General features: G+C 55.7%; 23 protein-coding genes. All 23 read right to left on the reverse strand.

The window, feature by feature from the left end:
• Window positions 1–191: 191 nt before the first annotated feature.
• The gene (locus MNU25_RS19940) at window positions 192–1,178 is read right to left on the reverse strand and encodes a deoxyguanosinetriphosphate triphosphohydrolase (RefSeq protein WP_240986653.1); all 987 of its coding nucleotides are present in this window, start codon (window positions 1,176–1,178) and stop codon (window positions 192–194) included.
• Window positions 1,179–1,302: 124 nt separating this feature from the next.
• Window positions 1,303–1,437, reverse strand: a complete 135-nt coding sequence (locus MNU25_RS20250; protein ID WP_261486496.1) for a hypothetical protein — start codon at window positions 1,435–1,437, stop codon at window positions 1,303–1,305.
• Window positions 1,438–2,127: 690 nt separating this feature from the next.
• On the reverse strand, window positions 2,128–4,770 hold the full coding sequence (ppdK, locus tag MNU25_RS19950; RefSeq protein WP_261486494.1) for a pyruvate, phosphate dikinase: 2,643 nt from the start codon (window positions 4,768–4,770) through the stop codon (window positions 2,128–2,130).
• Window positions 4,763–5,584: a pyruvate, water dikinase regulatory protein gene (locus MNU25_RS19955; RefSeq protein WP_240986654.1), complete on the reverse strand. Its 822-nt coding sequence runs from the start codon at window positions 5,582–5,584 to the stop codon at window positions 4,763–4,765. Before MNU25_RS19955 ends, ppdK begins: the two co-directional genes overlap by 8 nt.
• A gap of 56 nt (window positions 5,585–5,640) precedes the next feature.
• The gene (gene ccpN, locus MNU25_RS19960; RefSeq protein WP_277350705.1) at window positions 5,641–6,276 is read right to left on the reverse strand and encodes a transcriptional regulator CcpN; all 636 of its coding nucleotides are present in this window, start codon (window positions 6,274–6,276) and stop codon (window positions 5,641–5,643) included.
• A gap of 370 nt (window positions 6,277–6,646) precedes the next feature.
• On the reverse strand, window positions 6,647–8,749 hold the full coding sequence (gene glyS, locus MNU25_RS19965) for a glycine--tRNA ligase subunit beta (protein WP_240986656.1): 2,103 nt from the start codon (window positions 8,747–8,749) through the stop codon (window positions 6,647–6,649).
• Window positions 8,750–8,986: 237 nt separating this feature from the next.
• Window positions 8,987–9,883 carry a glycine--tRNA ligase subunit alpha gene (gene glyQ / locus MNU25_RS19970; protein WP_240986657.1) on the reverse strand — a complete coding sequence of 299 codons (897 nt, stop codon included), beginning with the start codon at window positions 9,881–9,883 and terminating at the stop codon, window positions 8,987–8,989.
• Between the two features lie 423 nt (window positions 9,884–10,306).
• The gene (locus MNU25_RS19975) at window positions 10,307–10,756 is read right to left on the reverse strand and encodes a UBA domain-containing protein (RefSeq protein WP_240986658.1); all 450 of its coding nucleotides are present in this window, start codon (window positions 10,754–10,756) and stop codon (window positions 10,307–10,309) included.
• 22 nt (window positions 10,757–10,778) lie between these two features.
• Window positions 10,779–11,558 (reverse strand): DNA repair protein RecO, encoded by a 780-nt coding sequence (gene recO, locus MNU25_RS19980; protein ID WP_240986659.1) that lies wholly within the window; start codon window positions 11,556–11,558, stop codon window positions 10,779–10,781.
• 430 nt (window positions 11,559–11,988) lie between these two features.
• Complete coding sequence (gene deoC / locus MNU25_RS19985) at window positions 11,989–12,633, reverse strand: deoxyribose-phosphate aldolase (protein ID WP_240986660.1); 645 nt, start codon at window positions 12,631–12,633, stop codon at window positions 11,989–11,991.
• A gap of 124 nt (window positions 12,634–12,757) precedes the next feature.
• Entirely contained in the window at window positions 12,758–13,660 is a 903-nt protein-coding gene (gene era, locus MNU25_RS19990) for a GTPase Era (RefSeq protein WP_240986661.1), read from the reverse strand.
• 53 nt (window positions 13,661–13,713) lie between these two features.
• Window positions 13,714–14,139: a cytidine deaminase gene (gene cdd / locus MNU25_RS19995; protein WP_240986662.1), complete on the reverse strand. Its 426-nt coding sequence runs from the start codon at window positions 14,137–14,139 to the stop codon at window positions 13,714–13,716.
• A gap of 42 nt (window positions 14,140–14,181) precedes the next feature.
• Window positions 14,182–14,559, reverse strand: a complete 378-nt coding sequence (locus tag MNU25_RS20000) for a diacylglycerol kinase family protein (RefSeq protein ID WP_240986663.1) — start codon at window positions 14,557–14,559, stop codon at window positions 14,182–14,184.
• A 19-nt stretch (window positions 14,560–14,578) separates the two neighbouring features.
• Window positions 14,579–15,055, reverse strand: coding sequence for an rRNA maturation RNase YbeY (gene ybeY / locus MNU25_RS20005; RefSeq protein WP_240986933.1), 477 nt, complete (start codon window positions 15,053–15,055; stop codon window positions 14,579–14,581).
• A gap of 263 nt (window positions 15,056–15,318) precedes the next feature.
• A complete protein-coding gene (locus MNU25_RS20010) occupies window positions 15,319–17,637 on the reverse strand; it encodes an HD family phosphohydrolase (protein ID WP_240986664.1) in 2,319 nt (772 codons plus the stop codon).
• Between the two features lie 26 nt (window positions 17,638–17,663).
• Window positions 17,664–18,599 (reverse strand): PhoH family protein, encoded by a 936-nt coding sequence (locus MNU25_RS20015; protein WP_240986934.1) that lies wholly within the window; start codon window positions 18,597–18,599, stop codon window positions 17,664–17,666.
• 42 nt (window positions 18,600–18,641) lie between these two features.
• The gene (locus MNU25_RS20020) at window positions 18,642–19,835 is read right to left on the reverse strand and encodes a sporulation protein YqfD (RefSeq protein WP_240986665.1); all 1,194 of its coding nucleotides are present in this window, start codon (window positions 19,833–19,835) and stop codon (window positions 18,642–18,644) included.
• Window position 19,836: 1 nt separating this feature from the next.
• The gene (yqfC, locus tag MNU25_RS20025) at window positions 19,837–20,121 is read right to left on the reverse strand and encodes a sporulation protein YqfC (RefSeq protein WP_240986666.1); all 285 of its coding nucleotides are present in this window, start codon (window positions 20,119–20,121) and stop codon (window positions 19,837–19,839) included.
• 387 nt (window positions 20,122–20,508) lie between these two features.
• A complete protein-coding gene (locus tag MNU25_RS20030) occupies window positions 20,509–20,961 on the reverse strand; it encodes a GatB/YqeY domain-containing protein (RefSeq protein ID WP_240986667.1) in 453 nt (150 codons plus the stop codon).
• A gap of 12 nt (window positions 20,962–20,973) precedes the next feature.
• Window positions 20,974–21,150, reverse strand: a complete 177-nt coding sequence (gene rpsU, locus MNU25_RS20035) for a 30S ribosomal protein S21 (RefSeq protein ID WP_047830726.1) — start codon at window positions 21,148–21,150, stop codon at window positions 20,974–20,976.
• Window positions 21,151–21,304: 154 nt separating this feature from the next.
• Window positions 21,305–21,649, reverse strand: coding sequence for a histidine triad nucleotide-binding protein (locus MNU25_RS20040; protein ID WP_240986668.1), 345 nt, complete (start codon window positions 21,647–21,649; stop codon window positions 21,305–21,307).
• A 109-nt stretch (window positions 21,650–21,758) separates the two neighbouring features.
• Complete coding sequence (mtaB, locus tag MNU25_RS20045; RefSeq protein WP_240986669.1) at window positions 21,759–23,213, reverse strand: tRNA (N(6)-L-threonylcarbamoyladenosine(37)-C(2))-methylthiotransferase MtaB; 1,455 nt, start codon at window positions 23,211–23,213, stop codon at window positions 21,759–21,761.
• 87 nt (window positions 23,214–23,300) lie between these two features.
• Window positions 23,301–24,038 carry an RsmE family RNA methyltransferase gene (locus tag MNU25_RS20050; RefSeq protein ID WP_240986935.1) on the reverse strand — a complete coding sequence of 246 codons (738 nt, stop codon included), beginning with the start codon at window positions 24,036–24,038 and terminating at the stop codon, window positions 23,301–23,303.
• Window positions 24,039–24,129 lie beyond the last annotated feature (91 nt).

The raw sequence follows: 24,129 nt of genomic DNA on the forward strand, positions 1-24,129 counted from the left end.
ATCTTGACGCCTTAATCGGCGTGTGAAGCGCAGGCCCGGACAAACGTAACTGACAGTACGCGCCTTTGAGCCCGGTCAATCCACTCGTGGGTCGGGCGAAAGTGTCCAATGGGCACTTTCGCCACTGAAATCTCTATGTTCAGCTGCTGAAGTCTCGATGTTCGGCTTTAGTTCAGCAGGTTCACTGTGCTTCAGTGGCGGGGAACGAATATTGTCTGGAACAAATCGATAGCGTAATTGTCTGTCAATCCGGAAATATAATCGACGACCGCTTTGGTTTCATCCTCCTCAGCCCAACTCAAATAGCCGGGCGGCAGCTTTTCCAAGTGTCTCCGGTAATAGTCGAAGAGGGCCTGCACGACGTATTTTCCTTTGCGCCTCTCTTCCATAAGGAGCTCACTGTTATAAACCCGGCTGAACATAAAAGCCCGAAACTCCCGCATAGTCCCGGCAATGGTTTCAGATTGCCGGATCGCTGTACGGTCGGCAGAAGCCGCAATCATATCCACGACCATCGTCGTGATCATGCGACTGGGAGTCTCCCCGAAGATGGCGCGCACGTTCTCCGGAAGCTCCATCGGCGTCAGCAGGCCAGCCCGCAGGGCGTCGTCATAATCGTGACAAAGATAGGCGATCCGGTCGCCGGTCTTGACAATCTGCCCTTCTAAAGTCCGGGGAATTCCGTCTCCGGTGTGATTGAGGATTCCGTCGAGAACGGGCTCGGTCAGATTTAACCCCCGGCCTTCGTTGACCAAAACCGTAAGGATGCGAATCGATTGTTCGTTATGTTCGAAGTGGCCGATTATTTCACGCAAAGCCTCTTCTCCCACGTGCCCGAAGGGAGTGTGTCCCACGTCGTGTCCGAGGGCAATCCCCTCGATCAAGTCTTCATTCAGCCTTAACCCACGGCCGATGGTACGGCAAATTTGCGAGACTTCCAGACTGTGCGTCATTCGCGTTCTGTAGTGGTCGCCGCTGGGCGCGATGTAGACCTGTGTCTTATGTTTGAGACGCCGAAACGGCTTGCTGTGCAGGATCCTATCCCGATCCCTTTGGAATTTGGTCCGGATCGTGCATTCGATTTCCGGCCGCCTGCGTTCAGCCAAAGCACTTTTTGCCGCCAGGGGAGAAAGCCTCTCCTCTTCTTCCCGTTCCGTTCGTTGGCGAATCATTTCCATGCCACTCACCCCTACGAAAATTGCTTCCATCCGGCTCTGACAATCCCATTTTATCACAACGCCGGACAGAAAACCCGCCGGGATGCGCAACGCCTGTGAAAGCACGACCCTCTCCCGCGCCGGGTCATACCCTGATCGGGTACGGCTTATTACTGTCCCGTGGCCACTTCAGGTGCAAGTAGTTGCACTGCGCTATAATATAAATCTCCGCCATATGGGAAAGTGCCTTGTCCGTGATCTCTATCTTATAATGCTTCATGCGTGTGTCTCCCGAAATCTCTGCAAGGCAGCAGATGCATCCTGTACGTTACCTTTTTCGATATCGTTGTATCCTTCCTTTACTTTCGCATGAATTTCATCCGTTGTCATCAAGTCGGCGTTTACAGAAACCGGTGCTTTCGGCAGCGTTACACAAAAGGTATTCCGCCGGTCATTGAAATCTGTTTCAGATAAATATCTATCGCTACGGACATAGGTATACCGAGTTGTGAAAGGACTTCCTAGCCCTTCCTTTTACGTCAGGATTAACCCTTAAATTCACAGTCGTAGTTTTTTCCAAGTGAATCATCCTCCTTCTGCTAATATTGTAACGCTTCTGACGTTACATATCGTGGAGATTCTGTCTGTTTCAGGCTATCCTGCAAAATAGGGTACTGACACTAAAACATTATGTGTCAGTACCCTTGTTATATTTTTTCATAGAAGTTCTTCAAAACCTTAGCACAAAGGTTTGAGAGCTTTACTCATATCATTTTAGCCTTATTTTGATCCAAAGCGCAAGACTCCCACTTCTACAAGTGGGAGTGGGTCCCACGTACCCCGCTTCGGTGGGGGTAGACTCCATCCTTCGGCACAAAAGCATAATTTCACGCTCTGTGCCTACGGCGATAGTCTCCACCGGAGACTATCGCCACCGAAGTCTCGATGTTCAGCCTTAGGCTGAACGAGTTCACTGCTCTTTGTTGTTAGCCACCGCCTGAGCCGCCGCCAAACGCGCGATGGGCACCCTGAAGGGTGAGCAGGAAACATAATCCAGTCCGATCATGTGACAGAACTCGATCGAAGACGGTTCTCCCCCGTGTTCACCGCAGATTCCCAGCTCCAGCTGCGGATTGGCTCTCCGTCCCAGCTCCACCGCCATTTGCATGAGCTTGCCCACTCCCGGCCGGTCCAGAACTGCAAAAGGATTGTTGGCAAGAATGTGCTGTTCGAGATAAGCAGGAAGGAATTTGCCCTCCGCATCATCACGAGAGAAGCCCAGGGTGGTTTGGGTCAGGTCGTTTGTCCCGAAGGAGAAGAAATCCGCCGCACTTCCGATTTCGTCCGCCGTGAGAGCCGCGCGGGGAACCTCGATCATCGTACCCACCTTGTACTCAAAGCGCACGTTTCTCTCCTCCATCACCGAAGCAGCCGTCTCCTCCGTCAACTTGCGCAGCATTTCCAGTTCCCTCTTGTGAATGACCAGCGGGATCATGACTTCGGGATGAATATCAAAACCTTCCTTGACCAAACGGGCGGCAGCTTGGAAAATGGCTCTCGCCTGCATGGCATAAATCTCGGGGAACGTGATCCCGAGGCGACAGCCACGATGGCCGAGCATGGGGTTGAGTTCGGAGAGGGCGCGGATTTTGCGCAGGAGGCCTTCCTTGGCACGCAGGGCGTCCGGGTCCTTGGCGGTCAGTTTCAACTCCGTGATTTCCACGATTAGGTCTTCCGCGTTGGGCAGGAATTCGTGCAGCGGCGGATCCAGCAGGCGAATGATGACCGGCAGCCCCTGCATCGCCTTAAGAATACCGTAGAAGTCTTCCTCCTGCATCGGCAGAAGTTTAGCCAGGGCATCCTCGCGTTCTGACAGATTTTGCGCCAGGATCATGTCCTGGACGATGGGTATCCTGACAGGGTCCATAAACATGTGCTCGGTCCGGCACAAACCAATTCCCTGGGCCCCAAAATCCCGAGCCTTCTGGGCATCTTTGGGAGTGTCGGCGTTCGCCAGGACTTTCAAACGGCGAATTTCATCGGCCCAAGCCAGGATCTCCTTGAATTCGGCGCTGAGTTCGGGGTCGATCATGGGCACGAGTCCGCGAATGACCCGCCCGCTGGCCCCGTCCAGGGAAATGACCGTCCCTTCCGGATAAACTTCATCGGCTATTTGTACAGTGCGCTCCGCATAATCAATCCTGAGCGCTTCACAACCGCAGACCGCCGGTTTCCCCATGTGCCGGGCCACCACGGCCGCGTGGCTCGTCATTCCGCCCCGGCTGGTCAAAATCCCCTGAGCCGCCAGGATACCGTGGATGTCATCCGGAGTCGTCTCCGTGCGCACCAAGATCACTTTTTCCCCGGAGTTGCCCAGTTTTTCGGCCCGGTCGGCGTCAAAGACGATCTTGCCGGAGGCCGCGCCGGGGGAAGCCGGCAAGCCCGTGGCCAGAAGATCCGGCTTGGCCGCCGGGTCCATGCGGCGATGCAGAAGCTGATCGAGCTGCCCCGGTTCGATCCTGCGGATGGCTTCTTCTTTGCTGATAAGTCCTTCCCGGCACATCTCCACGGCGGCCCGAATCGCGGCGGGCGCGGTTCTCTTGCCGTTGCGGGTCTGCAGCATGTACAGCTTGCCCCGCTCAATCGTGAATTCAATATCCTGCATATCCCGGTAATGCTGCTCCAAACGCGTGGATATCTCGACAAACTGCTCGAAGACGCTCGCATTCTCGGTCGCCAGACTGGCGATGGGTTGGGGCGTGCGAATCCCCGCCACCACATCCTCACCCTGGGCATTCATTAAATATTCGCCGTAGAGTTTCTTTTCCCCGGTCGAAGGGTTGCGGGTGAACGCCACGCCCGTTCCGGAATCATTACCCATATTGCCGAAAACCATGGACTGCACATTCACCGCCGTGCCGATATCATCCGGAATATTGTTAATCTTACGGTAAACTACAGCCCGGTCATTATCCCAAGAGCGAAACACCGCCCGAATTGCTTCGTTCAACTGAACTTTCGGATCTTGCGGAAAAGGTTTGCCGGTGCTGTGCCGGATGAGTTTCTGGTATTCCGTGACCATCCATTTAAGACTCTGGGCCGAAAGCTCGGAATCATAGCGCACATCCTGTTTTACCTTTGCCCTCTCCAAAACGCTTTCAAAATCATGATGTTCAACCCCGAGCACTACGTTACCGAACATCTGAACAAAACGACGATAGCAATCGTAGGCGAAACGTTCGTCGTGGGTGAGCTCCGCCACCCCCAGAACCGTTTCATCGTTGAGCCCGAGGTTGAGAATGGTATCCATCATACCCGGCATAGAGAACTTAGCCCCGGAGCGCACAGAAACCAAAAGGGGATTCTTGGCATCGCCAAAGCGTTTGCCTGTCGCCGATTCCAGGTTCGCCAGCGCCGGTTCGATTTGCTCCGCCAGCGTTTCCGGAAAGTCCCCCGTTTGCGTGTACACATTGCAGGCTTCCGTGGTAATCGTGAAACCCGGCGGCACAGGCAGGCCGATATTGGTCATTTCGGCCAAATTAGCGCCTTTTCCTCCCAAGAGGTCTTTCATGGAAGCCTTGCCTTCCTTGAACAAATAAACGTACTTAGTCACGCCTCTCCCCCCTATACATTATATCTAACACCATACTGGCAGTCTCTTCGACCGCTTTGCCAGTGGCGTCGATAATCCGGCAGCCGATTTTCTTCATAACGTTGCGGGCATACTCCAACTCCCGCACGATGCGTTCAAGGCTGGCATAGTCCGCCGAGGCCCCCAGACCCAGGGTTTTCAAACGCTCCGTCCTGATCAGGTTCAACATGTCGGGCCGGAGCGTCAAGCCGACGACTTTATGCACCGGTATAGTAAAAAGCTCCTCCGGAGGCGCCACCTCGGGCACCAAGGGAATATTCGCCGCTTTGATTCCTTTATGGGCGAGATACATGCTGAGCGGGGTTTTGGATGTCCGGGAAACCCCGATCAAGACAACGTCGGCGTAAAGAGCCCCCCGCGGATCTTTGCCGTCATCATATTTCACGGCAAATTCGATGGCTTCGACTTTACGGAAATATTGCTCATCCAAGCGGTGAATGATACTGGGAATGTGGCTGGGATCGAGGCCCGTTTGGACGGAAATGGCCCCAATGAGCGGCCCCAAAATATCTACCGTCTGCAGGCTCATCTCTTTTGCCCTTTGTTCCAGGTGGTTGCGCAATCCCAGTAAAACCAGGGTATAAACCACGATAGCCTGGTCATGAACCGCTTCCTCGAGTATTTCGTCCAGATGGACCTCATCTCTGACATACGGAACCCGCCGGATCCGCGTCCTGACCCCGCTGAACTGAGCAGCCGCCGCCCGGCTGACAAACTCCGCGGTCTCACCCAAAGCGTCTGAAATCACGTAGATGACCGGCATCTGTGTCGTCACTAATCCGTCCCCCGTTCCTCATTCCGACCTCCGGCTTCTGACCTCCGGCCCCTGAATTATGCCTTCCCAATATCGAGAAAAAGCTTCGAAATATTGGTCTTGGTAAAACGACCCACGACCTCGTAGCGTTCGTCACCCTGTTCATCGATGAAGCCCTCCACCACGGGCAGGCTGTCAACCTGATGCTGTACAAGTTTCCTGGCCGCGTCCAGCACCGGCTCATCCGGAGTTGTCATGAAAATGTTGGGCATACGGGTCATAATTACTCCGACCGGTACCTGCTGCAAGTCGTTTTTGCCCAGAGCGGCTTTGAGCAGGTCCTTGCGGGAAACCATCCCGGCCAAAACCCGGTCTTCCGTAACTACAATAAGGCTGCCGACGTTTTGGGTAAACATGGCGACAATCGCTTCGTAAATACTGACGCTCTCTCGGACAACGGCAGGCACGGACTTGAAGTCTCCCACCCGAATCCGGCGCAAGCGCTCCGCCACCGCTGAAGGCTCATGCCTTTCCCGGTAAAAATAGCCGACCCGCGGCCTGGCCTCCAAAAGCCCTGCCATGGTTAAAATCGTGAGATCGGGGCGCAAGGTGGCACGTGTCAAATCCAAACGGGCCGCAATCTGTTCCCCGGTAATCGGACTGGATTCCTTGACAATTTCTACGATATGCGCTTGGCGCTCCGTCAATTCCAACCATTTCACATCCTCATTGCCCTAACTACAAAACGGCCCCGTTCCATCCTGTTGATCTCTTATGACCGGGTCCTCTTGCCGGCTTCACAACCCCTGCCTCTCAGTACCCGGATCGGGCCCAATGTGCCATACTATATGGCCCATACCCATTAATTATTCAACATAATTTCCTTTTTTCCTGCTTACCCGCCGAACTTTTTTCGCGTGAGCCTTTAATCCCTTCTTCCTCGCGGCCGCTTGTAAACCCGTCTCCGCTTCAAGCCCCGGACCGCCGCCTCAACGCGCAAACCGCTCCTAATCCGCCGTCCGTTTTTACCTCAGCCTCCTGCTTCGTTCAGGCCTCCGTTTTTACCTCAGCCTCCCGCTTCGTTCAGGCCCCCGGTTTTTCGGTCAGCCGGCTCAGGTCTCCCAGACAGCCCAGCATTTCCACGCACTGCCCCAGCAAAGCCAAGCGGGCTTTCCTCAAATCTTCATCCTCAGCCATGATCATAACGGCGTCAAACAACGCTTCAATCATGGGCACCAACTCTGCGGCCAATTCATAAGCCGCACCGTATTTCTCCGCCTCCACCAGATTGTCAAAACGCTCCCGGCGCACTCCGATCCCCTCGGACAAAGCAATCTCCGACGGATCCACCAAACGTTTGGCGTCCGCAACCTGAGGTTTCTCTTTCTTGCTCAGGTTAAGACAACGGGTGTACGCTTGGGTGTAAGCAGCGAATCCCACACTTTGCCGCCTCGCTGCCAGTTCTTTCGCTTTGCGCGCTGTGCGGAAGAAGAAACCCTCGTCCCGGACCATAACCGCATCCACAGTATCATAAAGCAAGCCGTCCTCCTGAAGCAAGAAACGCAGACGCTGGCGGAAGAACTCCAGCAAACCCGGCAAAATGTCGGACAGGGGCAGCAAAGCCTTCCGCAACCCACTGTCCAGGGCCTCAAAACCGCGGTAAGCCTGTTCACACAATTCGCTTAGGGACAGATCCCACTCCGCATCCAACAGGATGCCCACAATTCCTTGCGCTTGGCGCCGCAGGGCATACGGGTCCTGGGAACCCGTCGGCTGAATGCCTATGGCGAAAGCCCCCACGATGGCGTCGAGTTTGTCGGCCAGGCTCACCACCCGCCCCGCCGCGGACGCCGGCAACACATCCCCGGCGAAACGCGGTTGGTAGTGTTCCGCAATCCCTTGGCAGACCTCGGCCTTTTCCCCGCTGGCGGCCGCGTAGTCCGCCCCCATAACCCCCTGCAGTTCAGGGAAATCATAGACCATAAGAGTCACCAGATCCGCTTTGGCAAGATAAGCCGTCCGGTCGATGATTTCCGTATTCTCTCCGCCCAAGCCCAGTTTTCCCCCCGTGAACCGTGCCAAAACCCGCAGTCGTTCCACCCGTTCTCTCACCGTGCCCAGCTTTTCATGGTAGACCACTTTTTCCAGTTTTGGTACATGATCAGCCAGGGGAATCTTTCGGTCTTCCCGGTAATAGAAGGCGGCATCCTCCAGGCGGGCTTTCAGCACTTTTTCGTTACCTTGCCGCACAGTGGTCAAAGCATAATCGTCCCCGTCGCGGACTGTGATAAAGTACGAAAGTAACGACCCATCAGCGGCATGAACCGGAAAATAGCGCTGATGTTCACGCATCGGTGTCGTAATCACCGCTTCCGGCAGGTGCATATAACGCTGAGCTACTTCTCCGCGCAGAGCGGTGGGATATTCGACCAAATTTACCACTTCTGTGAGGAGTTCTTCATCCTCTTCCGCCTTTCCTCCGCACGCGGCCGCCAAATCCCGAATCTGGTCCCGGATCACCCGGCCCCGTTCCTCCGGGTCCGCCAGGACAAAGGCCTTCCTCAATACTTCCGGATAATCCCCGGCTGAAACCAGTTCGACGGGATGGTCGCTCAAGGTCCGGTGTCCGCGGGAGAACCGTCCCGAGACCAAACCCACTAATTCAAAGGGAACCACCTCCGAGCCGTAAAGAGCCATCAGCCAACGGATAGGACGGGCAAAGCGAAAATCGGAATCACCCCAGCGCATGGGTTTGGGAAAACGCAAACCGATAATGAGGTCGGGGCAGAGTGTGGGCAGGATCTCCAGCGTCGGCCGTCCCGCCTCAGCTTTGCGGGCAAAAACATACGAAGCTCCGTTAACTTCCCGAACAAACAGATCTTCCACCCTCACCCCCTGAGCGCGGGCAAACCCTTGGGCCGCCTTCGTGGGTTTTCCCCCGGCATCATAGGCGGACTTAAGCGCGGGCCCTTTGACCAGTGCCTGCAAATCCTCCTGCTTTTCCTCCAAGTCCTTCAGCACCAGGGCCAAGCGCCGCGGGGTGGAATAGGTCTTCAGCTCACGAAAGGCCAACCTCAAATCCCCGAGCTTCTGCCGGGCTTGATCCGCCAGCTGCACCAGGGCATCCGGCGCGAACTTAGCCGGAATTTCCTCTGTCCCGATTTCTAACACAAAATCCCTCGCCATTTCTTTCAACCCTCCAAAAATCCTCCAGAATATTGCGGTCCAACGCCCGTTTCCCGGGCATTTATCCAAAGCGTAAGGCTCCCACTTCTACAAGTGGAAGTGGATCCCACGTACCCCGCTTCGGTGGGGGCAAACCCGGCCTTCGGCCGTCATTGTCCACCGGACAATGACGCCTTCAGCGCGATAGCATTCGTTAAAGGCTCAGCGCTTCCTAATACGGATTTCGCTGATTTCAGATTAAGCTTCACTTCTGAATGTTCCCCGCCCCTGTTTGAGCAGGGGGTAACCCAACCTCTCCCTTTGTTCAACATAAGCCGCCGCGCACCGGCGGGCCAAAGCCCGCACCCTGCCGATATAAGCCGTGCGTTCCGTGACACTGACGGCGCCCCGGGCATCCAGCAGATTAAACGCGTGCGAACATTTCAAGACATAGTCATAGGCCGGCACCACGAGACCGCGTTCCACCGTCTGAGCGGCTTCTTTTTCATACATGTCAAACCATGTCTGCAGAGCAGCCGTGTCCGCCACTTCAAAATTATAATGGGAGTAGTCAATCTCGTTCTGCAGGTAAATGTCTCCGTAACTGACATCTCCCACCCACTCGATGTCATAAACGCTCTCCTTGTTTTGAATAAACATGGCCAGGCGTTCCAGACCGTAGGTTATTTCAGCACTGACCGGCTTGCAATCAATTCCCCCGCATTGCTGAAAATAGGTGAACTGAGTCACTTCCATCCCGTCCAGCCAGACTTCCCAGCCCAAGCCCCAAGCCCCCAAAGTAGGAGCTTCCCAGTTGTCTTCCACAAAGCGGATGTCGTGCTCCTTGGCTTGAATGCCAAGACGCTCAAGGCTCGCCAGGTAGAGATCCTGGACATTGTCGGGCGACGGTTTTAGAATCACCTGGTATTGGAAATAATGCTGCAGCCGGTTGGGATTTTCCCCGTAGCGCCCGTCCGTGGGCCGGCGGGAAGGTTCCACGTAAGCGACATGCCACGGTTCGGGGCCGAGAGCGCGCAGAAAGGTAGCCGGGTTCATGGTGCCGGCGCCTTTTTCCACGTCATAGGGCTGAGCAATGATACAGCCCTGTTCGCCCCAAAATTGGTTCAAGGTAAGAATGATGTCTTGAAATTTCACGGACGTTGACCCCCTCAAATAATACTCGCCATGATAAGAAAGCAAAAGCTCCCGCCCCCGCAGTCCAAGCTGCAGGGACGGGAGTTCACTCCCGCGGTTCCACCCTGTTTGGTCCCCAAAAGGACCCACCTTCATTGACCGACGCTCTGAGCTGCCCCAACCGCTTCTTCCGTCCGGCTTCCACCCTCCCGGACTCTCTCTCGGACAATCCACGGTTTTCCGTCTCATCACCGCGTGCAAATGCAGTTTAAAAACTTACAAACATTATAATGGGTCCGGAGCCGCCTGTCAATTTTTGTGGGGCGCGAGCCCCGGTAAATTTGCCCGCTGAGTCACGATCTGCCGGACGATTTGTCCGCAGAATCGCAAGCCGCCTGTCGATTGGCCCATAAGTCGCGATCGGCTTCCCTTTGGCCGGGCAGCCTAGACTCTGAGTTCCGCCCGCTCCCAGTCGTCGGAGCCCTCCCTCCGCTGTTCCCCGGCCGGGTCCATCTCCAGGGAATAGTGCCGGAAAGCCGCCACTGCCAACCCGGCAACTCCCAGCATCCTCAGGCCCGGACGCCTCAGCACACCGTAGGCCAGAAGTAAACCCACCGGCGCGGATACACTGAAGACCGTCTTCTCGTCGTGCTTGACGTTGAGCCTGGCCTGCCTCAACTGTTTGAATTTATGCTTTAGTCCTGTCCACATTTCACCGTTGTCACGCTCCATATCCTCCGTCACGTTGTTCTCGCCCCTTTCCACTAAGGCCAGGGCTTTGACGACATCCCCCCCGGCCTCAGCCAGGGCCGTTCTGGCTTGCTCATAGTTCAAACCCATGCGTTCCCGGAGAATATCGATCTTTTCTAATTCTGTCCACAGCTTTTCGCTCATTGTCCCGCCCTTCTTTCGCGCCTTAGTGCTGCTTATCGCTCTCGCTGCCGTAGTCGCTCTCCCTGCCGCAGCCCAGGTTCCTCATCTGCCAAGACCGCAGCCTGCGCTCAAACTTCTGCTCACAATAAAATTCCGTGGCGGCCAGGACCTCGTCACGCAAAGAGGAATTCCAGCGTAGGCGATCGAGTTTATCCATGTCCCGGTAGAGAAGCTGCCTCATAAAGGCGAGGCTGCCCGCGGCCACCCAGCGCCCGGAATACGCACCCCGGCAATGTGAACAGACAATGCCTCCCGCAGCCGGGCTAAAGAAGATACGGCTGCCTTCGACTTTTGCCCCGCATTCGGCGCAGTTTTCCAGACGCGGATGATAACCGAGAATATGCAGAAGTCGCAGTGCATAGGCACCTTGGATGAGAAAAGGAGAGTAATGTTCCAGAAGGAAAAAACCGGTCAGAGTGAGGGTGAATAATTCCGGATGGGGCTGTCCGGGGAGGGTCGCCACATCCAAAAGCTCCGCCATGCCTGTCGCGGCCAAACTCCGTTCGAAGTCATTCCACAGATGAGGAAAGCTTTCGCGCGGACTGGCTTCGTTAACCGTGTCCAGCGTATGCCCCTTATGAAGCAGGTAATCCGCATAAGTGAAAAGCTGAGCCCCCGCGCGCTGACGGCTCTTCGGCTTCCTTACCCCCTTGGCTATCGCCTGAAGTTTCCCCTGTTCCCGAGAAAACAGAGTGAGCAGCCGATCCGATTCACCATACTCCCGGCTGCGAATCACAATAGCATCCGCCTGATAAACGGACACGCTCCCCACGACCCTTCTTAGTCTTTCTTGCGGGCCGACTTTGTATGCAAACCTATGCTAGATCTTGCAGTACTCACCCCAGCTTCAGTATCAAATGTAACCCTCTAATAAGATCCTAATACGCCTGCCCAGACTTCAGTTTAATAATATGAGCATCCTGGTTTCAGGGTTTATGTGAGCACCCCAGCTTCAGTATCAAATGTAAACCTCTAACAAGATCCTAATAAGCCTACCCAGACTCCAGTTTAATAATATGAGCATCCTGGTTTCAGGGTTTATGTGAGCACCCCAGCTTCAGTATCAAATGTAAACCTCTAACAAGATCCTAATAAGCCTGCCCAGACTTCAGTTTAATAATATGAGCATCCAGTATGCATCAGCTTACTACGCCTACCCAGACTTCAGTTTAATAATATGAGCGCCACACCTTTCACTGCACTAGGGCCGGCCCGGAACTGGTGCCGAGACGATCCGCCCCCGCCGCCGCCAGTTCCTCGGCAAATTCCCGGGTGCGAATCCCGCCTGAGGCCTTCACTTTAACGTCCGGCCCGACCCAGGCCTTGAGCTTGCGGACATCTTCCACCGTGGCTCCGCCCGCGCCAAATCCGGTCGACGTCTTGATAAAATCGGCCCCCGCGCGCTTCACAATGTGGGCGGCCTTCTCCTTTTCCTCTTCGCCGAGAGAGGCTGTTTCTATGATCACTTTAATTGCCAAGCCGCAGCTGTGGGCTGCTTCCACCACCCGGGTGATATCGCGTTCAACCGCCGCCCAATTGCCGGACTTGGCCCAACCCAGGTTCATGACCATGTCCACTTCTCTGGCCCCATGGGCTTTGGCAATAAAGGCCTCCTGCACTTTTACCTCGGTACACGTGGCTCCCAATGGAAAACCCAGGACCGCCACCACCCCGACTCCCGTGCCGTGCAGGAGCTTGGCCGCCGTCTGCACATAGGTCGGATTAACGCACACGGCTTGAAATTTATAGTTTTTTGCCTCATGGCAGAGGTTTACAACATCCCTCTCCGTCGCCTCCGCTTTCAAAAGAGTATGTTCAATTCGATCCGCCAAATTCATTCTTCTTCCTCCTCATATTCACCGTTCACCCGGGTTCTCCGTTCATACAAGAACAGGTCCATTTCCTATGACCAGCAATTTTGTCTCCCGTTCACTCTGGTTCTCCGTTGACTAATTTCCGCGGTCAATCATAGCCCAGCCGACTGAGAGTATCGGGACGATTGCGCCAATCCTTTTTCACCTTGACCCAGAGTTCCAGAAACACCTTACCGTCCAGCAGTATCTCAACATCACGCCTCGCCAAACTCCCGATTTCTTTGAGCAGCCTGCCTCCCTGACCGATAATGATCCCTTTTTGGGAATCCCTTTCCACCATGATGGTGGCCCGGATCTTGGTCAGGCTCTGCTTCTCCTCGATCTCATCCACCATAACCGCAATAGAGTGGGGCACCTCGTCGCGCGTCAGCTGCAAAACCTTCTCTCGGATGAGTTCGGCAATAATAAACCTCTCTGGCTGATCTGTGACCTCATCCTCCGGGTAGTATTTCGGACCGGGGGGAAGAGCATCGAGGATAACCCGCAAAAGTTCATCCGTATTTTCCCCGGTGAGTGCGGAAACCGGAACCACCGCCAGGAAATCCATCAGGGCAGAATACTTGCGAACCTGCTGCATGAGGCGTTCTCGCTTCAATAAGTCCACTTTATTCAGGGCCAGGATGCAGGGAGTATGCGTCCCGCGAATGAGCCCCAGCACGTACTCCTCTCCGCCGCCATATTCGACAGCCGCATCCACCATATAGAGGATGATATCCGCATCCGTCAGCGATTCTTTGGCTGCCCCCAGCATATATTCACCCAACTTATGCTTCGGTTTGTGAATTCCGGGCGTGTCCAGAAATACAATCTGGCCGCTCTCTTCCGTAACGATACACTGAATCCGGTTGCGCGTCGTCTGCGGTTTCTCAGACATAATGAGGACTTTCTGACCCAGGAGGTGATTGAGAAGCGTAGACTTGCCGGCGTTTGGCCGGCCGATCACAGTGACAAAACCTGAATGAAACTCTTGATTTTTTGGCGAAGTTTGCAAATAAAATCCCACCTTACAAAGCGGAGGCCGGAGATCCGGGGTCGAATTTCCGGCTAAAGAAAGTCCGGCCCAAATGACTCCGGTAAAAGCTCCTTTAAAGAAGTATATTTCGTTTTCCCTTGGCCGTTAATTAAAATAATCGGGCAATCTTCGGCAAATTCCCGCATAACCTGTCTGCAGGCTCCGCAGGGTGACGGAAACGCGTCCCCCGGGACGGCCACGGCCACAGCCCGCAAAGAGCGTTCCCCGGCCGCAATTCCCTGGAAAATGGCATTGCGTTCCGCGCAAAGGGTGAGCCCAAAACTGGCATTCTCCACATTACAGCCGGCAAAAATCTCTGAAAAAAGGGCCGCCGCCCCCACCGGATAGTGCGAATAAGGCACGTAGGACCTCTGATAAGCCTTTTGAGCCTCCCGAATCAATTCTTCGATCTCTTCTTTCGCCAGAGATCCTTCCCCAAAAGCCACTTCCTTACACATGGTTCTCTATCCTCCGATCCGTTGCACCGGCCCGCCGAGCACTTATCCTCCGATCCAACGCCACATTGGGAGCCAAAAAAGCCCGATGCCGATAATCACAGCCTGAATGACCGTAACCAGTACCGCGCCGGCAGCCACATCTTTAGCCATACCGGCCAAAGGGTGAAAGTTCGGCTGAACTAAATCCACAACCAGTTCAACCGCCGTGTTCAAAACTTCGCTCAAGAACACGGAGCCGATGGCGTAGAACAGCAACAGCCACTCCCAGCGGGCCAATCTAAACCACCAAGCCCCTGCCAAAACCAAGACCCCGGCGAAGGCGTGAAACTGCATATGTCCTTCTGTTTTCCAAACATAGTGCAGACCTCGCCAAGCCTGGTTCAGGCTGCGCCAAAAACCTCTGTAGTGGATCTTTTCCATCCGCCATCTGCCCCTTCACCTAGTTTCGGCTCAAATTCAGCAAGGCCATGGCTTCCTCTTCCTTGGCGCGCATGGCCGATTTCCCGGCCTTTTCCTCATGGTCATATCCCAAAAGGTGCAGTGTCCCATGCACGGCCAGGTAAACGATCTCCCTCAGGAAAGGGTGTCCGTATTCGTCAGCCTGAGCCCGGGCGCGCTCGACGGAGATTACGATATCACCCAGCATCTCATCTGCGAAGTCCAAGACTTCCGGCTCCTCATCGTCCCGCTCCCGCAAGGCAAAAGACAGTACATCCGTAGGACGGTCAAGGTGCCTGTATTCTCGGTTCAACGCGCGGATCCCGGCGTCATCCGTGAGGGTCAGGCTGATTTCCGCCTCCTCAGGCCCGGCCCCCGCTTGCAGAGCGGCCCGGATGCCCTGTTCAATCCGGAGCCCCAACTCCTCCCGTGCTTGTTCCGAAATAGACGATTCTTCCCAGAGAATATCCAAAGTCAGCATATTATTTCACTCCGCTTCACCTGATTACACGCAACTCCGGGCTCGAATTCACTGCCCCCAAGGCCAAAGTCACTTTACGTTTCAGCGGCGCTGACGCCCGAGTCACTTGGTACGCATACCCCACTCACCCGCACATCCTGCCTGCTCACACACCCCGCCCGCACCGGCCCGCACGTCCTGCTTGCCTGCAGACCCCACTCGCCTAACCCCCCCGAACGTCCGCCCTTCACACATTGACTCTGAAGTCCTGTCCTCACTCTTTACTCACAGTGCTCCCCGGCCCCCGCCGGTTTTTCTTCCGCGCGGGATATCTTCTCCGCGGGCCCTCCGCTCTGCTTATCCGCCGCCGTCCCGTCAGGTTTCTCCCCGGCTTTGCCTTCCGGCGTCTGCTCGGTCCTCTTGTCTGCCGCTTTCTCCGCAGGCGGCTTTTCGGCATGTTTCGTGGCCTGATTGGCCCGCTTCGCCCCCTCGGAAGAGCCGCTTTTACCGGCAGGTAATTCGGGGTACTCAACCCGCGAGTGAAAAATACCGCTCAATACCCGTACAAATGCCATGGCAATTCGGTCAAGATCCCGGAAGGTCAGGTCGCATTGATCCAGTTGATCGTCATTGAACTTCTCCTTAATGATCTTTCTGACCAGCCCCTCTATCCTCCCGGGGGTAGGCTGACGCAGGGAACGGACCGCTGCCTCCACACTGTCCGCCAGGCTGACCAGAGCCGCCTCCTTGCTCTGGGGCCTGGGTGCATCGTAGCGGAAGGCCTCTTCGGGGACTTCCTCGTTCTCTTCAAGTGCCTTGTGATAAAAAAAGGTGACTAAGGAATCTCCATGATGCTGGCTGATAATGTTCGTCACCGGTTCGGGGAGCTTGTCCTCCCTGGCCAGTTCCAAACCGTCTTTCACATGGGAGGTTATGATCAAGGAACTTAGGGTGGGAGCAATCTTGTCGTGAGGATTGTCCTGGGCAAATTGGTTCTCGATAAAAAAGTAAGGTCGCTTTAACTTTCCGATATCGTGATACATAGAACCCACCCGGACCAGGGTGGCATCGGCATGAATCTCTTCGGCCGCCGCCTCCGCCAGGTTGCCCACTAAGATACTGTGATGATAAGTTCCGGGAGCTTCGACCAGAAGCCTCTTCAGAAGCGGCCTGTTCGGATTGGAAAGCTCCAGCAGCCTCACCGCCGATGTAATCTGAAAGCCGGATTCGAACCAATGCAAGGTCCCCACTGTTAAGACGGAAGAAGCAATCCCGTTCACTACTGCCAGAATCAGACCCACCGCCCAAACGGTCAGTTGTGCGCCCGACATCAAGTCGATTCCGCTCACAACCAGGACATTGACCGCCGATACGAACAGGCCCGCCCTCGCTAAATCCGACCTCTGGCTCAAGCGGGATACGCTGTGTACACCCGTCACTCCACCGAAGAGGGCCACTAAACCCACCTGAAGACCCACGGCTGTCTCCAAACGGGGGTCTACCAGGACTGCCACAAACACGGCTAGCACCAGAGCCACGACCACCCCCAGCTCGGCATCCGCCAGAATTGCCACAGCTGTGGTGGCCCAGGCCACCGGAATAAGGAACCCGGTCAGAGAAGTATATTGGGCTCCTAAATTCAGAGCATTGATTCCCTTGGCGATGGACAGAACCAAAGCCATTGTCAAACCGACGAGCACAAGCTTACGTGTGGAAGCGAAAATCTGAGGCTTGTATTGATAAGCAAAAGCCAAGAGCGCCCCCATCCCCAATAAGACGATAACCGCGATCCCGCCGACCAAGCGCAAGGCGGAATTGCTGTTGACGAACCCATAGGCTTCCAAGACCTGAAAAGCCTTGCTGTCAACAATTTCCCCAACCCCGATTATTTTCTGGTTCGCTTGGTAGTGCACCGTATAGTTTTGGATATTGATTTTATCCGCGTTTTCCTTAGCCAGCTGGGCCGTCGCCTCTTTGTCTTTCACCAAGGTCGGCTGGGTCACCCTGTAATCGACAAAGGCCTGGAGAAACACCTTCATTTCGTCTGACAGCGCACTCCGGTTGATGTCCTGCTTCATCCGGTCACGCAGGGGCGCGACGTCGGCCTCCGTGCGGGCGCCGTATTGGAGATCGCGGGCATCGCCCAAGATGATTTGATTGGCCGTCTGCTCCGTAGCGTTCGAGCTGTCGGCCTTGGTACTGACCAAGGTCACCAACACTCCCTCGGGCAGAGCGGTGAACGGCGACGTTTGGCGCAAATGCGCGGCTTTAGCCGCGGAATCCGTCCCGGAAGCAACCGCCGAGCGCAGGGCGCTGAATGATTGGTCCAAGTCGTTGGCCAGCCCGCTCAAATAGCTGTCATCCGGTTTGTAGACGGGAGGAGTCGCCTTTTCCGCCGCCGCCTGATCCTGGCGGAAGCGCTCCATATCTTTCACGTCCATGGCCCAAGGGGCTGAAATAGTAGCCGGACTCGGTTCGCCGACCTTAATATTAACTTTGGTCACAAAAAGCCCCGAAGAGAGCAAGAACGTGAACACCAGGAAATACACCGCCAAAGCGATCACACGCCGCCACAGGGTGTTGGGAACAAACTTATCCAAAAAGGCCGGAGGCCTCCACACTGGTTTCAAAAAGATCCTTCCTTTTGGCCGGTCCGGTCGGCTTCGCGCTCATAAGCCTGAATGATTTTCTGTACAAGCGGATTGCGCACGACATCCGCGGCCGTGAAGTAGTGAAACACGATGCCGGGAATACCGTGCAAGATATGCTGAACTTCAACCAAACCGGAATAATGCCCACGCGGCAAATCAACCTGAGTCACGTCGCCTGTCACCACAGCCTGAGAACTGTAGCCCAGACGGGTCAGGAACATCTTCATCTGCTCCGGCGTCGTATTTTGCGCCTCGTCCAGAATGATAAAAGAATCGTCTAACGTCCTCCCGCGCATATAAGCCAAAGGGGCGATCTCTATGATTTCTTTCTCCACATAGCGCTGGGCCGTCTCCACCCCCAGCAAATCGTAGAGCGCGTCGTACAAAGGTCTGAGGTAAGGATCCACCTTTTCCTGCACGTCCCCGGGCAAGAAACCCAGCTTCTCACCCGCCTCCACGGCCGGACGGGTCAAGACAATCCGGTTCACATTTTTGGCCCGCAAGGCTCTGACCGCCATGACGACCGCCAGGTACGTCTTCCCCGTGCCCGCCGGGCCTATGCCGAAAACAACCGTGCTTTTCTCGAGCGCTTTCAGATACTCCGCCTGACCAAGAGTCTTCGCTTTAATGGGACGCCCGCGGTGGGTCATGGCCACCACTCTGGTCAGGGCGTCGGCCATGCCGCCCTCCTGTCCCTCTTGGACTTGCGTAATGATATAAGAAACGTCTGCCGGTGTCAGGCAGTGTCCTTGCCGAACCGTGAGCAGAAGCTCCTGAGCAACCGCCTCCGTCTGTTCAACTTCTTCCTTCTCACCTGAAATAACCATCTCTTCGCCCCGCAGGACACATTTCGCGCCCAGGCGCTCTTCCAACAGGCGCAAGTGGCTGTCTTCCAAGCCCAGCAAGTTCATGGCTTCATTGGCATCGCGCAAGAATAACCTGGCCTCCGTTAGCTATTCGCCTCCGTTCGCATTTGCATATACGGCCAAATCCTCAAATGTTTCCTCTTCAACCCTCACCCTCACGGCCGTATCCGGGCCGGGCATAACCAGGACCTTCTCCGCCAAAGGCGTGGCGCCGGGTGTAATTTTACTTTGAACCTCCGCTCGCGCCCGTTCTTCCGCCAGCCGGCGCGCTTCCTCGGGCGAATGGGTCAGATGAACCTGTTGCAACTCTTGATAGCGGACCATAATAACTTCGACAGGAAAGCGCCAATTCCTCCAGGTCAGAAGGGGCCTGGCTATAACATCTTTTCGTACCAAGGGATAAGGCGATTCCGGTGTCGTTACCATTATGACTCTCGGCCCGATTTTTATACCCCAGCCCGTGCCGACTCTTCCTGTAGCCGCGACCTTGTCTTCTTTCAGGGGCACAGTCGCTTCCGCACTGTACCAAACCCGTCCCCGCACGAAACCCTTGGCCCGCGCCGGCGGCGGAGCCGTCCCAGCTTTGGCCAAGGGACTTGCCGGAGGCGCTTTGGCAATTAAGACCTGCCCCGCCCGCACCGTCTCCCCTTCGTGCACCTGGGCCACTCCCTGAATGACGATAACCTGCTCGACCACGCCCGCCCGGGCGGCGACCAGGTTTCCTTCCTCGGCCGGGGCTTTGGGACGAATTTTTTCCGCAACGTTAATTTGTACATGGGTACCGTTCCGGTCAATACCCACCCAGGCCAAATCCGGGAAACTATCCTCCAAGCCCGTGGCGATCCGGTCCAGGTCCAGGTTCTTGTGCCACACCCAAGACTTGAGCCCTAAGGATTGAGCTTTCTGTAGGAGTTCCGCACTGCTGATCTTTTTATTGCCGTTAACCGAAATAAAGAGGACCAACTGGGAGAGAATACTGAGAGCCACCGCGACCAGCACCAACCCGACCAGCAGTCCTTTGCGCCTCCGCCAACGCGCGGCGATAAACGGCCAGCCGTAACGGGCGGTAATCTTTACCTGCGCCCGGGCACGCCGGGCCGCCCGCCGCAGCCGCGGGAAATCTTGCAGAGACACCTGGGCCCGTAAGCCGTATTTCGCCTTTTGCATATGGAACAGGGTAATTCCATCTTGCAAAGTCGCGTTAATAAAAGCCGCGGGATTTCCGCACCTAACCGCGAAGTGCACTCGTCCCCGCCAAAATGCCGTAAGGCGAGCGAACATTTCATTCCCCTCCCTTGTCCGAGAGGTAGCCGAGGGAAATAAATTCGCCTTCGATCTGGAGCTCCGCAGGCAGTACCGTTTTCAAAACCAGGGCTTTCCCCGTCACATAAAGTTCCCCTTCACTCGTGGCCAGGGAAATCTTCTCGCCTGAGAACGTCACAATTTCCTTATAATTTTCGATATAGACTTGTTTCCGCCCCGTGACCGTTATCTTGGGTCCGTCTCCCATCACATCGGGAGGAAGTTCCAAAACTTCACCCATGGTCTTTTGCAGCTTGCCAAACACCTTCATCCCTCCCTTATGGCGGCCTTGACTCCAGAACAAGCCGAACAGGCCCCTGGGCCAGGCCCTTCTAGATGTTTATGAGGGAGAAGAACAGAATATACAAGCCGTACCAGAGATCAGAGGCCAGAGATCAGAGGCCGGAGACCAGAGGCCGGAGATCAGAGCGGGCTCTCACGGAAAAGCCGGACTGTCTGATACGACAAAGGAACATTCATAAACTGTCCGTTCAACAGAGCGAAACGATATAGCCGCCCTTGTCCCCAATGGGGGCAAGCGTTAGCGATGGCGGCTGACGTAAGTCTTCTTATCCTTGGAAAAACTATCGTTTCATAGGTAAGAAAAACCCGGCCTGAAAAAGACCGGGTTTCTCGCTCATGTATGGTTCTTTCAGGCGTCCAGGAGTTCGCGCACGATCTGGTTAACCAGTCTGCCGTCCGCACGCCCCTTGGTCTTAGGGGTCAAGGCCCCCATAACCTTGCCCAAATCCTTGGCACTCCCGGCCCCCACCTCGGCGATGACAGCCTGAGCCAGCTCACGTATCTCCCCTGCGGAAAGCTGTTGAGGAAGGTATTCCATCAGAATGGCGATTTCCTTCTCCAAGCTCTTAACCGCTTCGGGGCGACCCGCTTTAGCAAACTCTGTCAAGGAGTCACGACGCATCTTGACCTCTCGCGCCAGGACTTCGGTGACCTGGGCATCGTTAAAATCTTGTCTCTTATCTATCTCAGCATTCTTTATGGCGGCCCTGGCCATGCGGATAACGGAAAGCCTAACCTTCCCCTCCTCTTTGGCCTTCATGGCAGCCTTCATATCCTCAACAAGGCGATCCTTCAGGGACAACTGAGCCACTCCTTACTTAAACTTGCGTTTGCGCGCGGCTTCGGACTTCTTTTTCTTCCGTACGCTGGGTTTTTCATAATGTTCATGTTTGCGGACTTCAGATAAAACTCCGGAACGCTGACAGGTACGCTTGAACCGGCGGAGTGCACTATCTAGGGATTCGTTTTTACCAACTTTGATTTCACTCATTTATATCCCTCCCTCCACTGGATCATCAAAGTACACTATCTGATTATACTGGATGAACCTAGGCGAGTCAAGTCGAGGGCCCGTGACCAAAGGCCTGTGACAGGGCCGGGGTATGCCCATTGATATTGATAGGCACAGCACCCCCAGCCACTTTTCAGCCTAAGCCGGCCCGCAAGGCCCTGCCGCCGATGAGGTGAAAATGAAGATGTCCGACCACCTGACCCCCGTCTGTACCCGTATTTGTCACCACCCGATAACCCGATTCGGCAATTTCCAGCTTGCGTGCCAACTCTTTGATCGCAGCGAAAATGCGGCCAATCAGAGCCTCATCTTCCTCCATTATATCGTTGACGCTGAGCAAATGCTTTTTGGGAATCAAAAGGATATGAACGGGTGCCACCGGGTTAATATCGGCAAAAGCCATGATCTGCGCGTCCTCGTAAACAATTTTACTGGGAATTTCCTTTTGGGCGATTTTACAGAAGAGACAATCTGACATAAAACGAACCCCCTCGACTTTTACTTCCTCATCAGAAAACATAAGTCTAAACAAAGTCTTCCGTGGGATAAGAAAACTTGCGGCTGCTCTCATTCAGCCGATCGCTCATTCAGCCGGGAGCGCTCACTCGGGCGATCCCGGCACCTGCCGAGCCTGCCGAGTTTTCCTCACACCCGTCCAAATCGAGGTATTCTCCAGACCCGTCCAAGTCGAGGTTCTCCTCGGCTAACGCCACCTCAACCGGCATCCCCGGGAAACGGCGGGAACCACCTGCGGGGACCGGCGGCAAACGGACACCGAGATAATTCCCGCTGTGCCCGAAAGCCGAGCCGTCCGCATCCACCGTCTCCAGCAAAACTTCCACCGTTTTCCCGACAAAAGCGCGTTTGTAGCGCTCCCGCCCGGCACGGGCCAAGGCCAGCATCTCCCGTGCCCGCCGTTGCTTGACACGATGACTGATCTGCCCCGGGTAACGGGCGGCCGGCGTGCCCTCGCGCCTGGAGTACGGAAACACGTGAATTCCCGCAAAGCCGCAGCTTTCCACAAAGGTCAGGGCCTCTTGCCAGTCTTCTTCGGTTTCGCCCGGAAAACCGACGATTACATCCGTCGTGATCGCCAGACCGGGCATCGCCTCCCGCAATCTCTCCAATAACCTTTTGTAGTCCGCCGGGGTGTAGGGGCGGTGCATGCGCCGCAGGACCGTTTCACTCCCGCTTTGCAAAGGGATGTGTAAATGGCGGCAGACGACCTTACTCTCCCGGATGGTCTCGATCAGGCCGGACGTGAATTCCACGGGCTCAATCGAGCTTAGACGCAGGCGTCTGAGTCCGGGGATCTCGCCAAGACCCTCAACCAAGCGCGCCAGATCCCAATTCTCCGTCAAATCCCGGCCATAGGCACCGGTGTGGATTCCGGTCACAACGATCTCTTTGTATCCGGCCGACACCAGTTTGCGGGCCTCCGCTAAGACGTTTTCCGGGCGGCGGCTGCGCACCGGACCGCGGGCATACGGAATGATACAGTAGGTACAGAATTGATTGCACCCGTCTTCGATTTTGAGGGTGGCTCTGGTGCGGCTTTCGCCTTCAAGCAGCGGCAGTTCTTCGAAATCTTTGGCGCTCCCTATATCGTGCACGGCGCTCCGCGGCTTCCGGGCGGCCCGGACAGCCTCCATCAGTTCGAGGATCCGCCCCCGATCCTGAGTCCCTACGACCAGGTCCACTCCCTCAATCTTTAAGACCTCTCCCGGGGAAGTTTGAGCATAACAGCCCATGACGATGACAAAGCTCCCCGGGTAGGCTTTAATCATGCGCCTGATCGTCTGGCGGGATTTGCTGTCGCCGCTGTTCGTGACCGTGCAGGTATTGATCACGACCACTTCGGCCGGCCCGTCCTCCCGCCGGACCTGATAACCCGCGTCCCGGAAAATCTGAGCGACTGCCTCGCTTTCGGTCTGGTTCACTTTGCAGCCCAGAGTTACCAGACGAACCGTGCGGGTCCCTTCAGGTTTTATTATGTAATTGTCGGAGACATAAGATTCGCGCTCACCCTCGCCGTAACGCATATATTCTTCTCACCCCGGCTAAGTCTTTTGGCCATCCTGATCCGGTCGCCGTCCCTCGCTGTAATCTGACTGTTGAGGTACAGGGGTCTACCCCAAATCCCCGCTATCTGCCAGCACCATAGTCAAGGCAGCGAGGGCCGCCGTTTCCGCCCGCAGAATTCTGGGCCCCAAACTGACCCGGATCGCTTGGAGGTGATCTTCCGCCCAGGCCACTTCCGCCGGGTCGAAGCCTCCCTCGGGTCCGATCAGCAAAACAACGGACCGTCCCCGCTCCAGCGTGTTTAAAACGGATTTCAGCCCCCGAACTCTTTCGGCTTCGTACGGAATAAGGCATTGACACCCCCGGGGCAGGGACTCAGGAAGTTCCGCCCAATCGCTCACCGCGCGGACCCGCGGTTCTTGTACCCGACCCGACTGTTTGGCCGCCTCCGCCGCGATTTTCTGCCAGCGCTCCACCCGTTCCCGAGCTTTGCCGCCCTCCAGCCGCAAAACGGAACGTTTCGTCCGCAAGGGGATAAAACTCCTCATGCCGAGCTCCGTCCCCTTTTGGATCACCCATTCTAATTTTTCGCCTTTTGTCAACCCCGCCGCCAGCACGACTTCGCGGTGGGCTTCGACGTCGGGCCGGCTTTCGGCCACAATCACACAGGTCACGCTTTCCTCCGCAATCTCCGCCACTTCCGCCAGCCATTCGCCGCCACTGTTGTCAAAACCGATGAGCCGGTCTCCCGGTCCTAAACGCAAGACCCGGACCAAATGCTCGCGTTCCTTTCCCCTGAGCCAGAAGGCCCGGTTTCCCATTTCCGTAATCTTAAACCGATGCAACATCGGCCCACCTCGCTTGGAAAAGGACCCAACCGGAATCCTCCCGCCGCCTTACGATCTCCATACCCGCGTTTTCCAGCCCCGCTTCGAC

This window comes from Acididesulfobacillus acetoxydans (assembly GCF_902729405.1).
GTDB lineage: Bacteria > Bacillota > Desulfitobacteriia > Desulfitobacteriales > Desulfitobacteriaceae > Acididesulfobacillus > Acididesulfobacillus acetoxydans.

What these genes read in the sequence shown, in the direction of transcription:
- MNU25_RS19940 (WP_240986653.1), bottom strand. Translation starts at nt 1,178, where the DNA reads ATGGAAATGATTCGCCAACGAACGGAACGGGAAGAAGAGGAGAGGCTT.
- MNU25_RS20250 (WP_261486496.1), bottom strand. Translation starts at nt 1,437, where the DNA reads ATGAAGCATTATAAGATAGAGATCACGGACAAGGCACTTTCCCATATG.
- glyS (WP_240986656.1), bottom strand. Translation starts at nt 8,749, where the DNA reads ATGGCGAGGGATTTTGTGTTAGAAATCGGGACAGAGGAAATTCCGGCT.
- MNU25_RS19975 (WP_240986658.1), bottom strand. Translation starts at nt 10,756, where the DNA reads ATGAGCGAAAAGCTGTGGACAGAATTAGAAAAGATCGATATTCTCCGG.
- deoC (WP_240986660.1), bottom strand. Translation starts at nt 12,633, where the DNA reads ATGAATTTGGCGGATCGAATTGAACATACTCTTTTGAAAGCGGAGGCG.
- cdd (WP_240986662.1), bottom strand. Translation starts at nt 14,139, where the DNA reads ATGTGTAAGGAAGTGGCTTTTGGGGAAGGATCTCTGGCGAAAGAAGAG.
- MNU25_RS20000 (WP_240986663.1), bottom strand. Translation starts at nt 14,559, where the DNA reads ATGGAAAAGATCCACTACAGAGGTTTTTGGCGCAGCCTGAACCAGGCT.
- MNU25_RS20015 (WP_240986934.1), bottom strand. Translation starts at nt 18,599, where the DNA reads ATGAACTTGCTGGGCTTGGAAGACAGCCACTTGCGCCTGTTGGAAGAG.
- MNU25_RS20020 (WP_240986665.1), bottom strand. Translation starts at nt 19,835, where the DNA reads ATGTTCGCTCGCCTTACGGCATTTTGGCGGGGACGAGTGCACTTCGCG.
- rpsU (WP_047830726.1), bottom strand. Translation starts at nt 21,150, where the DNA reads ATGAGTGAAATCAAAGTTGGTAAAAACGAATCCCTAGATAGTGCACTC.
- MNU25_RS20040 (WP_240986668.1), bottom strand. Translation starts at nt 21,649, where the DNA reads ATGTCAGATTGTCTCTTCTGTAAAATCGCCCAAAAGGAAATTCCCAGT.
- mtaB (WP_240986669.1), bottom strand. Translation starts at nt 23,213, where the DNA reads ATGCGTTACGGCGAGGGTGAGCGCGAATCTTATGTCTCCGACAATTAC.